Source organism: Microbulbifer sp. SE14 (assembly GCF_059834885.1).
The window spans coordinates 18,146-31,288 of record NZ_JCBAJA010000021.1 but is presented as its reverse complement, the minus strand read 5'-3'; the positions used below and the strand labels follow the sequence as shown (position 1 = coordinate 31,288).

The 13,143-nt window shown below is 66.7% G+C and carries 12 protein-coding genes; 6 read left to right on the top strand and 6 right to left on the bottom strand.

Annotated features, from left to right (window positions below; translation table 11 throughout):
- Nucleotides 1-14: 14 nt before the first annotated feature.
- Together AC6R19_RS14880 and AC6R19_RS14875 are read right to left on the bottom strand one after the other, a co-directional pair.
- Nucleotides 15-1,451: an MATE family efflux transporter gene (locus tag AC6R19_RS14880; RefSeq protein ID WP_500580627.1), complete on the bottom strand. Its 1,437-nt coding sequence runs from the start codon at nt 1,449-1,451 to the stop codon at nt 15-17.
- 143 nt (nt 1,452-1,594) lie between these two features.
- Nucleotides 1,595-2,197, bottom strand: coding sequence for a LysE/ArgO family amino acid transporter (locus AC6R19_RS14875; RefSeq protein WP_500580626.1), 603 nt, complete (start codon nt 2,195-2,197; stop codon nt 1,595-1,597).
- A gap of 100 nt (nt 2,198-2,297) precedes the next feature.
- Between AC6R19_RS14875 and AC6R19_RS14870 the strand changes: the two genes are divergently transcribed.
- Nucleotides 2,298-3,185, top strand: coding sequence for a LysR family transcriptional regulator ArgP (locus tag AC6R19_RS14870; protein ID WP_500580625.1), 888 nt, complete (start codon nt 2,298-2,300; stop codon nt 3,183-3,185).
- A 17-nt stretch (nt 3,186-3,202) separates the two neighbouring features.
- On the opposite strand, the gene AC6R19_RS14865 is transcribed toward AC6R19_RS14870, so the two are convergent.
- The 3 genes from AC6R19_RS14865 to AC6R19_RS14855 all read right to left on the bottom strand — a co-directional run bounded on the left by AC6R19_RS14865 (nt 3,203) and on the right by AC6R19_RS14855 (nt 5,218).
- Nucleotides 3,203-3,721 carry a hypothetical protein gene (locus AC6R19_RS14865; protein WP_500580624.1) on the bottom strand — a complete coding sequence of 173 codons (519 nt, stop codon included), beginning with the start codon at nt 3,719-3,721 and terminating at the stop codon, nt 3,203-3,205.
- A gap of 22 nt (nt 3,722-3,743) precedes the next feature.
- Entirely contained in the window at nt 3,744-4,241 is a 498-nt protein-coding gene (locus AC6R19_RS14860; protein ID WP_500580623.1) for a DUF2938 domain-containing protein, read from the bottom strand.
- A 62-nt stretch (nt 4,242-4,303) separates the two neighbouring features.
- Complete coding sequence (locus AC6R19_RS14855) at nt 4,304-5,218, bottom strand: LysR family transcriptional regulator (RefSeq protein WP_500580622.1); 915 nt, start codon at nt 5,216-5,218, stop codon at nt 4,304-4,306.
- A 251-nt stretch (nt 5,219-5,469) separates the two neighbouring features.
- Here AC6R19_RS14855 and AC6R19_RS14850 point away from each other — a divergent pair, with 251 nt between their 5' ends.
- Nucleotides 5,470-5,682 carry a ChaB family protein gene (locus AC6R19_RS14850; protein ID WP_500580621.1) on the top strand — a complete coding sequence of 71 codons (213 nt, stop codon included), beginning with the start codon at nt 5,470-5,472 and terminating at the stop codon, nt 5,680-5,682.
- Between the two features lie 194 nt (nt 5,683-5,876).
- Here the strand turns inward: AC6R19_RS14850 and AC6R19_RS14845 are convergent, their stop codons facing one another.
- Nucleotides 5,877-6,434, bottom strand: a complete 558-nt coding sequence (locus AC6R19_RS14845; RefSeq protein ID WP_500580620.1) for a gamma carbonic anhydrase family protein — start codon at nt 6,432-6,434, stop codon at nt 5,877-5,879.
- Nucleotides 6,435-6,499: 65 nt separating this feature from the next.
- Between AC6R19_RS14845 and AC6R19_RS14840 the strand changes: the two genes are divergently transcribed.
- From AC6R19_RS14840 to ku (AC6R19_RS14825), 4 genes are all read left to right on the top strand, one after another.
- A complete protein-coding gene (locus tag AC6R19_RS14840; RefSeq protein WP_500580619.1) occupies nt 6,500-8,563 on the top strand; it encodes a M3 family metallopeptidase in 2,064 nt (687 codons plus the stop codon).
- Nucleotides 8,564-8,674: 111 nt separating this feature from the next.
- Nucleotides 8,675-11,239 (top strand): DNA ligase D, encoded by a 2,565-nt coding sequence (gene ligD / locus AC6R19_RS14835; protein ID WP_500580618.1) that lies wholly within the window; start codon nt 8,675-8,677, stop codon nt 11,237-11,239.
- Nucleotides 11,236-12,012: a non-homologous end joining protein Ku gene (gene ku / locus AC6R19_RS14830; protein WP_500580617.1), complete on the top strand. Its 777-nt coding sequence runs from the start codon at nt 11,236-11,238 to the stop codon at nt 12,010-12,012. Before ligD ends, ku (AC6R19_RS14830) begins: the two co-directional genes overlap by 4 nt.
- Nucleotides 12,005-13,087, top strand: coding sequence for a non-homologous end joining protein Ku (ku, locus tag AC6R19_RS14825; protein WP_500580616.1), 1,083 nt, complete (start codon nt 12,005-12,007; stop codon nt 13,085-13,087). Before ku (AC6R19_RS14830) ends, ku (AC6R19_RS14825) begins: the two co-directional genes overlap by 8 nt.
- Nucleotides 13,088-13,143 lie beyond the last annotated feature (56 nt).

Here is a 13,143-nt window from a genome sequence, read left to right as displayed (position 1 = left end):
TAGTGCTGCTCGTCCTAGACCTCGCGGGTTTTCCACCCGCCGCGGGAAAAGAGCCACAGGGTAAACAGCCCCACCGAGGTCTCGGTGACGAACACCCCCCAGAAGACCCCGGAGTGCTGCCAGTCCAGCGGCACCGCCAGGTACCAGCACAGCGGAATCTGGATCAGCCAGAAGAACACCAGGTTGATCCGGGTGGGGGTGGCGGTGTCGCCGGCGCCGTTGAAGGCCTGCACCGAGACCATCCACCAGCCGTACACAAAGTAGGAGTAGGAGAGAATCCGCAGCCACTCGCCGCCGATGGCGACCACCGCGGGGTCCCCGGTGAAGATCTCCATCAACTGCGCGTAGTAGAGGAAGTACACCACCGACACGCCGAGCAGGAACACCATGTTGTACAGGCCGATCAGCCACACGGAGGACTCGGCGCGGCCCGGCTGGCCGGCGCCCAGGTTCTGGCCCACCAGGGTGGCGGCGGCGTTGGACAGGCCCCAGGCGGGCATCAGCGTGAACATCATGATGCGCACGGCGATGGTGGCGCCGGCCACCGCCTCGTTGCCCACTTCGGCGAGGATGCGCATCAGGAATATCCACGAGGTCATGGCCACGATCATCTGGCCGATGCCGCCGAGGGCGGTGCGCACCACGTTGAGCGCCACTTTCGTATCCCACACCAGCTGCGAGGCGAGGACGCGGATATGCTTGCCGCCGCGGAAGAGTATCCACAGCTGCATGAATACGCCCACGCCGCGGCCGATATTGGTGGCGATGGCCGCGCCCTCGATGCCCAGGGCCGGAATCGGCCCCAGGCCGAAAATCAGCATGGGGTCGAGCAGTATGTTGATGCCGTTGGCGATCCACAGCACGCGCATGGCGATGGCCGCGTCCCCCGCGCCGCGGTAGACGGCGTTGATCACGAACAACAGCACTATCACCGCGTTGCCGCCCAGCATCCACTGGGTGTATCGGTAGCCCTGTTCCAGGGCCCAGGCGTCCGCGCCCATCAGCACCAGCAGTTCCCGGGCGTAGAAGATGCCCGCGAGGGTGAACGGCAGCGAAACCAGCAGCGCGACAAAGATGGCCTGCACCGCGGTGAGGCCAGCTTCGTCCTTCTTTTTCTCGCCGATGCGCCGCGCGACTATGGCGGTGACCGCCGTGGCCAGCCCGATGCCGATGGCGTAGAGCAGGAACAGGTAGGTCTCGGTCAGGCCCACGGTGGCCACCGCCGAGGCCCCTAGCTTGCCCACGAAGTAGATGTCCACCACCGCGAAGGTGGCCTCCATCACCAGCTCCAGCACCATGGGCACCGCCAGCAGGAAGACCGCGCGGCGCATGCCGATGCGGGTGTAGTCCGCTTGTGTGCCGCGGATGGCATTCAGCAGTTCACGCCACAGGGAATGCGCGGGGGCGGGGGTCGGACTGGTGGAGACGGTGTCGGTATTGAGTTCGGTCACGATCGGTTATCCACTGTGTTTCCGGATTGCACCTCCGGGCGGATTCCCGAGGGAGTAGGAGCTGATCGATCTCACCGGCCGTCAATCGACAGCGGGCAGGATAAAACCCCGAGGGTACGTTGGGTCAAGCCCTGAGCTTTCCCTCAGTGGTCGAGCAGCAGCTGCGCGGCCACGCTGAACATCATGATAGCCACGCCCAGGTCGAGCAGGCGCCAGGTCGCCGGGCGTGCCAGCCAGGGCGAGAGCCAGGCGGCGCCCAGGGCGAGGCCGAAGAACCACACCAGCGATGCGCTGGCGGCGCCCAGGGCATAGGCCCCCGGTTCGGCCTGCTGGGCGCCGAGGGAGCCGATCAGCAATACGGTGTCCAGGTAGACGTGCGGGTTCAGCAGGGTCACCGCCAGGGCGGCGAGCAGTACCGCGCGGCGCGAGCGCGGGCCGGCGTCCGCGGCCTGTTCGAGTCCCTGCGGGCGCAGGGCGCGCAGCAGCGCCTGGAGCCCGTACCAGAGCAGGAAGGCTGCGCCGCCCCAGCGCGCCAGCGCCAGCAGCGCCGGACTCTGCAGCAGCAGGGCGGCCAGGCCGAATACGCCGGCGGAGACCAGCAGCGCATCGCACAATACGCAGAGCGCGGCCACCGGCAGGTGGTGTTCGCGGCGCAGGCTCTGTGCCAGGACGAAGGCGTTCTGCGCGCCTATGGCGACGATAAGCCCGGCGGCCACCAGCAGTCCGTTTAGATAGCTCTGCCACATCGCTGTTTCTCCCCTCGGATATCGGAACTGCTGGCGATTCTGGAGTGGACGGTGATATAAGAAAAACGAATCCTACTGATCACCCATTAGAAAAATCGATATGTTCGACTACAAGCTGCTGTCCGCGCTCGCCGCTGTGGTGGAGCAGGGCGGGTTCGAGCGGGCCGCGCTGTTACTGGGCCTGTCGCAGTCGGCGGTGTCGCAGCGGATCAAGCTGCTGGAGGCGCGGGTCGGCCAGCCGGTGCTGGTGCGGGCGACACCGCCGCAGCCCACCGAACTGGGCCGGCGCCTGCTCAACCATGTGCAGCAGGTGCGCCTGCTCGAGCGCGACCTGCAGGGCCAGGTCCCGGCACTCGACGAGGGCGGCGGGCCGGAGCGCCTGCGCGTCGCGATCAACGCCGACAGCCTGGCGACCTGGTGGGCGCCGGCGGTGGCCAATTTCTGTGCCGGGCAGGGGGTATTGCTGGACCTGGTGGTGGAGGACCAGGAGGTGGGGCTCAAGCGCATGCGCGCCGGCGAGGTGGCGGCCTGCGTCTGCGCCGCCGAGCGCCCGGTGGCCGGCGCGCGCAGTGTCCTGCTCGGGGCCATGCGCTACCGGGCGCTGGCCAGCCCGGCGTTTATCGCCCGGCATTTTCCCGAGCGGGTGACGCCCGCCGCGCTGGCGCGCAGCCCCGCCATCGTCTTCGGGCCGGACGATTTCCTCCAGCACCGCTACCTGGAATCCCTCGGCGTCGCGGGCAACTTCGCCTACCACCTGTGCCCGTCCTCGGAGGGTTTCGTCCACCTCACCTCGGGCGGCCTGGGCTGGGGGATGGTGCCGGAGCTGCAGGCCGCCGATGCGCTGGCCCGCGGCGAGCTGGTCGAGCTGCTGCCGGAGCGGCCGCTGGACGTGCCGCTCTACTGGCACCACTGGCGCAACGGCGGCGAACTGCTCGCCGAACTCAGCCGCCAGCTGGTGCGGGCGGCGAAGCGGCTGTTGGTGCACTAGTCACCACAACGAATCGCTCAGGCCGCGAACTCGATTTCCACAAGGCTGCAGCTCTGGGTGTGGCCCATGGCCCGCTTGATGGTCGGATACACGGAAGCGGTGGCGACGCAGACGCCCAGTTCGATGCGCTGGCTCCTGGTGAGTTGCGCATCGATGCGCTCCTCCAGCAGCGGATCGATATTGCGGTAGCTGGCCACCGCAGTGGCGAAATCGAAGACATCCTTCAGGTTCTCCGGCAGCCGGCTGCCGCCCTGCAGGCAGGCCTGTACCAGCGGCTTCTCTATGCCCGCTTCCAGTGCCATGCGCACCGTCAGTTGCAGGCACTCGCCGCAGTCGGCCACCTGCATTGCGGCCAGCTTGCTGACCCAGAAGGTCTCCGGCGGCAGAAATTCCCGGTGGTAGGACAGGGGGCGGAAATTGGCGAATTTCTCAAAGCCCTCCGGCGATGCCCGCAGAAATTCCTTCAGGTAGTCCATATCGTAGCGATAGCGGCGCGAGAACTCGTCCATCTCCAACAGGTGCTGTTCTACAGTCATGGGATAACTCCTCGGTAGTGGATCAAATCAGTTTCTGGATCGGCAGCGCCGACAGGTAGAGGCCCAGCCCGAATACGCCGTGGGTGAGCAGGCTGTTGACGCGGGCCCGGTTTGGATTCGGCGCCCTGCTGGCGGCTATGCCGGCGCCGAGTGCCGGTTGCATGATGAGAAAGGGTGCGGCCACGGTGGCCAGGCCGAAAAGCAGGGCCGGCAGCGGCGTCGGTTGGCGGGCCCAACTGACGCCGCATATCGCCAGCAGCATCGCCGCAAACGCTATGCCGATCCCGTAGTGGGCACACCAGCCGATCATGCGCTCGCCCAGGACCGGCGGGGCGGCGGCGATGCGGTCGTGGACCAAGTGCCCGCGGGGAATATTGCCGAGCCAGCGCCCGACCATGGCCCAGTCCAGCGATGGTGCACCGGAGAGGCGCTGCCGCAGCAGGGCCCAGAGGTCCATGACGGCGGTGGCGCCGGCGCCGATCACCATGGAAAAGAGAACAAACTCCAGCCGGTCGCTCATCTGCAATACCTCCCCAAGCCGATGGAAGTACCAGTTTCGGCGACGGTGGAGATGGATGAAAGTTAGTTTCTATCGGCAGTTTCGATAGGTGGGCTGTAATAGTTGCCGTAGAGGCGCCGCGCCTCCCGCGCAAACCAGCGCGCCGCCGTGCCCTGGGGCGTCTTCGCGGACCACAGCAGGTCGACGCCGAGGCTCCAGGCGCTGAGTGCACTGGTCAGGTTCAGCTCCACCAGCTTGCCGCTCTTCAGGAAGGGGCGCGCCAACTCGTAGGGGGCATTGACCCAGCCGACGCCCTTGCAGGCCAGGTCCAGGGCCTGCAGCAGCGAATCGCTGCGCCAGGACTGTGGCGACAGCTGCCAGCGGCGACTGCTGGCTGGCGAGGCGGTGACTATCTGCCGGTACCGGGCGGCGTCGTTCAGGGAAGCGCCGGGGCTCAATGCCAGCGGGTGCTCGGGGCTGGCGAGGGTCAGTATGCGCTGCTGCCCCAGGTTGTTGAAATCCAGCGCATCCGGGTACTGGTCGCGGGCGGTGACGAAGGCGAAGTCGGCGTCGCCCCCGGCGATCAGGCCTATGGCGGATTCGTCGGTGGCGGTGCTGGAGTGGATCTGGGTGTGGGGAAAGCGTTCGCTGAAGGCGGCCAGCATATCGTTCAGCTTGTCCGGCATCACCAGCTCCTCGAACACGATATGCAGCTGCGGCTCCTCGCCGCGCTGGTAGGAATCCGCCGCCTGCTGGAAGCGCACCAGCTGGCCTATGGCCTGGCGCGCCAGCGGCAGCAGCGCCTGGGCCGCCGGCGTCGGCAGCGGGTATTTGCCGCTGCGGTCGAACAGGTCCAGCCCCAGGTCCAGCTCCAGGTTCTGGATCTGTGCGCTGACCGCCGACTGGGCGCGGCCCATCTCCCGCGCCACCGCGGAGAAGGAGCCCTTCTCGCAGGCGGCGACAAAGGTGCGCAGCTGGTCCAGATTCAGGTTGATCATATGTCGGGGTTTGATTTTGAACTCGCCCCTGTCCGGGGAATGGGGACAGGACCTTCCGTCGGGATCTGTATTACCGCCCCCGGGAGGTGCGAAGTCAAGGAATGGCCTTCAGACGCGAAAGGCGGAATCCCGCCCGGTCTCCGGCGGTTGCATCCACCGCAGCCGCCGGGCGGCACACTATAGTGTAGGCACTGCGCGCTACTCCCCGTCGCAGCTTCCATCCGGTAACACTCTCTTCCACCGAGGTATTTATGCCGTACAAATCCATTGATGATCTTCCCAAGAATGTCACAAATCCCCTGCCCAAGCACGCCCAGGAAATCTACAAGGAGGCCTACAACAGCGCCTACGGGCAGCATAAGGACAAAGACGACCGGGACGAGCGCGCGGCGAAGATCGCCTGGAGCGCCGTCAAGGAAAAATATGAAAAAGGCGACGATGACAAGTGGCACAGGAAAGATTGAAGTCGCTCACTGAGTCGAAGAATCGTGATTCGCAGTGCTTCCATATTTTTTTGACGACGGAAATATCGGAAGACAGGCTTAAAAATCGACGCCAAGTAACCCTGGGTGGTTGGGAGCGGGAGTGCCGTCGGGTAGGGGCGAACCCCGGGTTCGCCCTCTGGAAGTAGAAAGGATTCCCTGGCTGGGTCAGTGCCTCAGGGCTGCTCGTGTTCGGTCAGGTACTGGTTCTTCAGTTTCACATAGTTTTCGGCAGAGTAGCGGAAGAACTGCTTTTCCTTGTCCGACAGCGGCCGCGCCTGCTTGCAGGGGGCACCCACGTACAGGTGGCCGCTCTCCAGTTTTTTCCCCGGCGGCACCAGGGCGCCGGCGGCCAGCACCACCTCGTCCTCGATCACCGCGCCGTCCAGCACTATGGCGCCTATGCCGATCAGCACCCGGCTGCCGACGGTGCAGCCGTGGAGGCAGGCCTTGTGGCCTATGGTCACGTCGTCGCCGATGATCAGCGGCCAGCCGTCCGGATTGAAGGGACCGGCGTGGGTGATATGCAGCACGGCGCCGTCCTGCACGCTGGTGCGCGCGCCTATCTGAATACGGTGCATATCGCCGCGCACCACCGCCATGGGCCACACGGAGCTGTCGTCGCCCAGGGTCACGTCGCCGATCACGGCGGACTGCGGGTCTACGTAGACACCGTTGCCGAGCTGGGGGGATTTTTCAGTTTCGCCATTGCCGTGGGTGCGCAGCGGGGACATGTTCAACCTCCTGTACAATCGGTCTTCTATGATAGCTCTATCGTTTTCCGTGCACAGGGTGTTGTATGTCCAATCCGTTATTGAATTTGCCGCTGCTACCTCCCTTCGACCGCTTGCAACCGGACCAGGTGGAGCCGGCGATCGCCGAGTTGATCGACTACTGCCGGGCACAGCTCGAGGAAGGACTGGAAAACCCCGGCTGGGACAGCACCCTGGCCCCGCTGGAGGAGGCCCAGGACAGGCTCAACCGCGCCTTCTCCCCGGTCAGCCACCTGAACAGCGTGCTGAGCGGTCCCTGGCGCGAACCCTACGAGGCTGCGCTGGCGCAGGTGACCGCCTACTGGACCGAGCTGGGCCAGAACCGCGATCTCTACGGCGTCTACCAGCAGCTGGCGGATTCGCCCGACTTCGCCGCCTGGCCGCAGCCGCGCAAGAAGGCCGTCGAGCTGGGACTTCGGGATTTCGTCTTGAGCGGCGTCGGCCTCGAGGGCGAGGCGCGGGAGAAATTTGCCGCCAACAGCCGCCGCCTGGCGGAACTGTCGAGCCGCTTCGCCAACAATGTGCTGGACGCCACCAACGCCTGGACCCACCACACGGAAAATGAGGCCGAGCTGTCCGGCCTGCCGCAGACGGCCCTGGCCGCGGCAAAGGCGGCCGCGGAGGCCAGGGACCTCGGCGGCTGGCTGATCACCCTCGAGGGCCCCAGTTACCTGGCGGTGATGACCCACGCCGACAACCGCGCACTGCGCGAGAAGGTGCACAAGGCCTTTGTCAGCCGCGCCTCGGAAACCGGCCCCAACGGCGGCGAGTTCGACAACTCGGCGGTAATGGAGGAGATACTGGCGCTGCGCGCCGAGCAGGCCGGGCTGCTCGGCATGGCCAACTACGCCGAACTGTCCCTGGCCAGCAAGATGGCGCCGGACCCCGACAGGGTGCTGGAATTCCTCGGCGACCTGGCCGCGCGGGCCAGGCCCGCGGCCCTGCAGGAGGTTGCTGAACTGCGGGAATTCGCCGCGGAAAAGCTCAACGTGGAACAGCTGCAGCCCTGGGATATGGCCTGGGCGGCGGAGAAGCTGAAGCAGGAGCGCTACGCGATCAGCCAGGAGGAGCTGCGCCCCTATTTTCCCTACCCGAAAGTGCTCACCGGCCTCTTCGCGGTGGTGGAAAAGTTGTTCGGCGTTACCGTGGAGGAGGACCCGGGCGTGCCCTGCTGGCACGGGGATGTGCAGTTCTTCTGGCTCAAGCGGCCTGGTAAAGGAAATCAAGAAGGCGAGCGCTTTGCCGGCTTCTACCTGGATCCCTTCGCCAGGGAGAAGAAGCGCGGCGGCGCCTGGATGGACAGCGTCTGCGTGCGCCGGCAGACGCCCGACGGCCTGCAGCTGCCGGTGGCCTACCTGGTGTGCAACTTCTCTCCGCCCGCTGCAGGCAAGCCGTCGCTGCTGACCCACTACGAGGTCACCACCCTGTTCCACGAGTTCGGTCACGGCCTGCACCATATGCTGACCAGGGTGGATGTGGCGGCCGTGTCCGGCATCAATGGCGTGGCATGGGATGCGGTGGAACTGCCGAGCCAGTTCCTGGAGAACTGGTGCTGGCAGCCACAAGCGATCGCGATGATCTCCGGCCATTTCGAGACCGGCGAGCCGCTGCCGCAGGCGCTGCTGGACAAGATGCTGGCGGCGAAGAATTTCCAGTCGGCCATGTTCACCGTGCGCCAGCTGGAATTCGCCCTGTTCGATTTCAAGCTGCACTGCCTGGAGCGGGGCGCCAGCGCCGCCGAAATGCAGCAACTGCTGGATCGGGTGCGCGCGCAGGTGGCGGTGGTGCCGGTGGCGGAGGAGAACCGCTTCCAGCACGGCTTCAGCCATATCTTCGCCGGCGGCTATGCGGCGGGCTACTACAGCTACAAGTGGGCCGAGGTGCTGTCTTCCGACGCCTTCTCCCTGTTCGAGGAAAACGGCATCTTCGACCGCGCCACCGGCGACAGCTTCCTGCACTGCATCCTCGAGCAGGGCGGCAGCCGCGACGCGCTGGAGCTGTTCACGGAATTTCGCGGCCGCGAGCCCAACATAGATGCCCTGCTGCGCCACAGCGGCATCGTGGAATGCGACGAGACCGCCCACGAGTGACAGGAGACCCGCCCGGGACCCGCTGCGCCTGCGCGCGGCAGCTTGGCGCTCCAACCCCGCGGAACTAGTCTGAAAGGAGGCCCGTAAAGAGCAGTTCGGCGGACGGAGTGGATGCAGAGACTCGAGGAGTATCGCCGCAAGCGCGACTTCACACGCACCCCGGAACCCGCCGGCGAGGCGCCCGGCGCCTCGGGTTCGGGGGACCTCTACGTCATGCACAAGCACGCGGCGAGCCACGACCACTTTGACCTGCGCCTGGAGCGGGACGGCGTGCTCAAGAGCTGGGCACTGCCCAAGGGGCCGAGCCTGGAACCCGGTGAGAAGCGCCTGGCCGTGGAGGTCGAGGACCACCCGCTCGACTACGGCGATTTCGAGGGCGTAATACCCGCCAAGGCCTACGGCGGCGGCACCGTGATGCTCTGGGATCGCGGCACCTGGCGGGTCAGGGGACGCCCAAAAAAGGACCATATCGATATCGAGCTCGACGGCGAGCGGCTCAAGGGGCGCTGGACCCTGACCCGCATGAGCGGCAAAAGCCAGGACAAGCGCGGGCGCAACTGGCTGATGATCAAGCGCCACGACGACGAGCCGCGCATGGCCGCCTCCCTCAGTGTCGACGAGGACAGCAGCATCGCCAGCGGGCGCAGCATGGCGCAGATCGCCGGGGATCGCGACGCCGTCTGGTCTTCGAACCACCGCATTATTCCCTCCCCCCGGACGCCGCCCGACCCGTCGCAGCTCGACGGCGTCCGGCGCGCGAAGCCGCCGCGGGGAATGAAGCCGCAACTGGCCACCGCGGCCGCCGAGGTCCCGTCCCGGGGCGACTGGATCTACGAGATCAAACTCGACGGCTACCGCCTGCTGGCCCGGGTGGAGCGCGGCGGGGTTCGACTGATCACCCGCAACGGCAAGGATTGGACCGAACGCTTCCCCGAACTGGCCGAGACCCTGCAGGCGCTGCCGGCGGAATCGGCGCTGCTCGACGGCGAGGTGGTGGCCATGGGCAAAGACGGCATCAGCCGTTTCGGCCTGCTGCAGGAGGCGCTCGCCAGCGGCCGCACGACCGATCTGATCTACCAGGTCTTCGACCTGCCCTACCTGGACGGCTACGACCTTACCGGCGTGGCACTGCTGGAACGCAAGCGTAGCCTCCGGGCACTGCTCGACGCCGCCGGCATCGAGGGCGGCACCGTCCGCTACTCCGACCATCTCGAGGGGAAAGGAGAGGCCTTCTACGAGCGCGCCTGCCAGATGGGGCTCGAGGGCATCCTCTGCAAGCGCGCCGATAGCCACTACCGGCAGAGGCGCAGCCGCGACTGGCTCAAGGTCAAGTGCGTCACCCAGGAGGAGTTTGTGGTCGGCGGCTATACCGAGCCCGGCGGTGCGCGCACCGGCTTCGGCGCGCTGCTGATCGGTGCCTATGGCGGTGAGGGGCTGGTCTACGCCGGGCGCGTCGGTACCGGCTTCAGCCAGCGCCAGTTGGAGGACCTGGGCGAGACCCTGACGTCCCTGGAGATCGACCACTCGCCCTTCCACGCCGCCGTGCCGGACAGCCGCTCGGCGCACTGGGTACGCCCCGAACTGGTGGTCGAGGTGGAGTTCAGCGAGCGCACCCGGGACGGCCGTCCCCGCCATCCGGTATTTCGCGGATTGCGCGAGGACCGCGACCCCGGGGAAATCCGCATGACGCCCGCCAGGGAAGAGACTGCCGACCACTCCGCCCCCCGGCGCAGGGCCGGCGTCGGCCGTCGCAAGGGCGAGACATCGCTGCTCGGCGTGCGCCTGACGCACCCCGAGCGGGTGCTGTTTCCCGAACTGGGGCTGACCAAGCTCGACCTGGCGCGTTTCTACGAGCGAATCCAGGACTGGGTGCTGCCGCAGCTGGTGCGGCGGCCGCTGGCGCTGCTGCGCTGTCCCGAGGGCCGCAACGGGGAATGCTTCTTCCAGAAGCATCCGCGCAGCGCCATTCCCGAGCGTGTGCCGCGGGTCGAGGTGCCGGAGAAGGAGGGCAGTGAGGAATACCTCTACGTCGAGTCCGCCGCGGATCTGGTCGGCCTGGTACAGGCCGGTGCGCTGGAGATCCACCCCTGGGGCAGCCGCATCGATCACCTCGAGCAGCCGGATATCCTGGTCTTCGACCTGGACCCGGGGGAGGGCGTGGCCTGGAAGGAGGTGCTGCGCGTCGCCGGCACCCTGCGCGAGCGCATCGAAGCCCTCGGGCTAACGCCCTTCCCGCGCACCACCGGTGGCAAGGGCTTGCACCTGGTGGTGCCCCTGGTACCCGAGGCCGATTGGGACCGGGCCAAGGCCTTCGCCCGCGCCGTCGCCGGCCAGCACGCCAGGGAGGACCCCAAGCGGCTGACGATCAATCCATCGAAGGCCAGGCGCGAGGGGCGCATCTTCATCGACTACCTGCGCAACGGCCGCGGCGCCACGGCGGTGGCCTCCTACACGGTGCGCGCCCGCGAGAGGGCCCCGGCGGCGGTGCCGGTCCGCTGGGACGAACTCGGCGCGGCGCTGCGCCCCGACCGCTACAACGTTGGCAACCTGCGCCGCCGGCTCGCGGCCCTGCGCGGCGATCCCTGGGCCGGCTTCTCCGACGCGGCGCGCCCACTGGATGCCGAGCTGCTCGAATCGGTGGGGGTAAAGTCACTGGATCGGGAGATACCACGATGAGCGCACAGGCGATATGGAAGGGGGTGATCCGCTTCGGTGAAGTGAAGGTTCCGGTCAAGCTCTACTCGGCGGTAGAGGACCGCAGCGTTCATTTCAGGCTGTTGCACGCCAGGGACCGCCTGCCGGTGAAGCAGGCCATGGTCAACCCCGAGACCGACGAGATAGTTCCCTACGACGAGATCCATCGCGCCTACCCCATTGGCGAGGGCACCCTGGTGATGTTCGGCCAGGAGGAACTGGACGCGCTGGAGCCGGAGGCGGGGCGCGATATCGAGATCCTCCGTTTCATGCCGCCAGAAGCGATCGACCACCGCTGGTACGACCGCCCCTACTACCTGGGTCCCGACGGCAGTGAATCGACCTATTTCGCCCTCGCCGAGGCGCTCGAGCACAGCGGCCGGGAGGGCCTGGCGCGCTGGGTCATGCGCAAGAAATCCTACGTCGGCGCCCTGCGCCTGCATCGCGGCGTGCCGATACTGGTGTCGCTGCGTCACGAGGAGGAGGTGATCCCGATCGACTCCCTGGAGCCGCCCAAGGGCAAACCGCTCGATGCCAGGGAGCTGGACATGGCCCGCCAGCTGATCGGCATGCTCGAGGCCGAGTTCGACCCCGACCAGTACCACGACGAATATCGCGCCCGAGTGCTGGAGCTGATCGAAGCCAAGCGGCAGGGCAAGAGCGTCAAGGTAGTCCCCCTGCGCCGCCGCGAGCCCTCCGAGGACCTGTCCAGGGCGCTCGAGGCCAGCCTGAAGAAGGAGAGAAAGCGTGCCTAGCCAACGAAAGCGCAAGACCGCGGAGCCAAGGGAAAAGAAGCGTGAAGAAAAAAAGGAGAAGAAGCGCTTCCACCCCAGCGGCCCCCGCCCCCTGTGGTCGGGTACCATCAGCTTCGGCCTGGTCAGCCTGCCGGTGAACCTCTACCCGGCCAACCGTTCCAGGCCGGTGTCGCTGCGCATGGTCGACCGCGATGGCACGCCGCTGACACGGCGTTACTTCTGCGAGAAGGACGAGCGCGCGCTCGACAACGACGAGCTGGTGCGTGGCTACGAGGTGGCGAAGAACGAATTCGTGGTGATCGAGGACCGCGAACTCGCGTCGCTGGCGCCGGAGAAATCTCAGGAGATCGATCTCAAGCGGTTCGTCGACGTCGACGAGATAGATCCGATGTACTTCCAGCGGGCCTACCTGATGACCCCCGACCAGGGCATCACCAAGGCCTACCGCCTGCTGGCCGAGAGCATGGAGGCGTCGGGGCGCGCCGGCATCGCCACTTTCGTCATGCGCGACAAGGAGTACCTGGTGGCGATCATCGCCGAAAAGGGTATCCTGCGTGCCGAGACCCTGCGTTTCGCCGAGGAAATACGCTCGCCGGAGGAGATGGAACTGCCGGAGAAGGAGGCTCCCGACAAGCGGCGCGTGAAAGCCATGGAAAAAGCCATTGCTGCGCTCAGCCACGAGACGTTCGAGCGCGAGACACTGCAGGACCCGCAGAGCCAGCGTATCGTCGAACGCGCCGAGGAGAAGCTGGCGCGGGGCGAGGATGTGGTCGAGCTGGCCGGGGAGGAACCCGCGGTCGCGCCGGCAAAGAGCGGCGAGGTGATCGACCTGATGCAGGTGCTCAAGCAGAGCCTCGCCGAGGGTCGTCCCCCGCAGCAGCCGGCGCGCGCGAGCGTCCGGCCCCCGAAGGGAGGCGGTAACGGCAAGACGGCCCGCCGGGGGAAAAGCCGGCGCACCGAGCTGAAAGCGCTCTCGCGGGACCAACTCTACGAGCGTGCCCAGGAACTCGATATCCCGGGTCGCAGCCGTATGAACAAAGCCGAACTGGTTGAGGCGATCGCCGCCCAGCGCTGACGGTGCGGTGTCCACTGGCGGCAGGGCAGGTCGGAGCTTCAAGACAACGGTATCAG

Bases quoted from the DNA above. Each gene is read 5' to 3' on its own strand.
- AC6R19_RS14870 (WP_500580625.1), top strand. From the start codon at position 2,298: ATGTTCGACTACAAGCTGCTGTCCGCGCTCGCCGCTGTGGTGGAGCAG.
- AC6R19_RS14850 (WP_500580621.1), top strand. From the start codon at position 5,470: ATGCCGTACAAATCCATTGATGATCTTCCCAAGAATGTCACAAATCCC.
- AC6R19_RS14845 (WP_500580620.1), bottom strand. From the start codon at position 6,434: ATGTCCCCGCTGCGCACCCACGGCAATGGCGAAACTGAAAAATCCCCC.
- AC6R19_RS14855 (WP_500580622.1), bottom strand. From the start codon at position 5,218: ATGATCAACCTGAATCTGGACCAGCTGCGCACCTTTGTCGCCGCCTGC.
- AC6R19_RS14875 (WP_500580626.1), bottom strand. From the start codon at position 2,197: ATGTGGCAGAGCTATCTAAACGGACTGCTGGTGGCCGCCGGGCTTATC.
- AC6R19_RS14865 (WP_500580624.1), bottom strand. From the start codon at position 3,721: ATGACTGTAGAACAGCACCTGTTGGAGATGGACGAGTTCTCGCGCCGC.
- ligD (WP_500580618.1), top strand. From the start codon at position 8,675: ATGCAGAGACTCGAGGAGTATCGCCGCAAGCGCGACTTCACACGCACC.
- AC6R19_RS14840 (WP_500580619.1), top strand. From the start codon at position 6,500: ATGTCCAATCCGTTATTGAATTTGCCGCTGCTACCTCCCTTCGACCGC.
- ku (WP_500580617.1), top strand. From the start codon at position 11,236: ATGAGCGCACAGGCGATATGGAAGGGGGTGATCCGCTTCGGTGAAGTG.
- AC6R19_RS14860 (WP_500580623.1), bottom strand. From the start codon at position 4,241: ATGAGCGACCGGCTGGAGTTTGTTCTCTTTTCCATGGTGATCGGCGCC.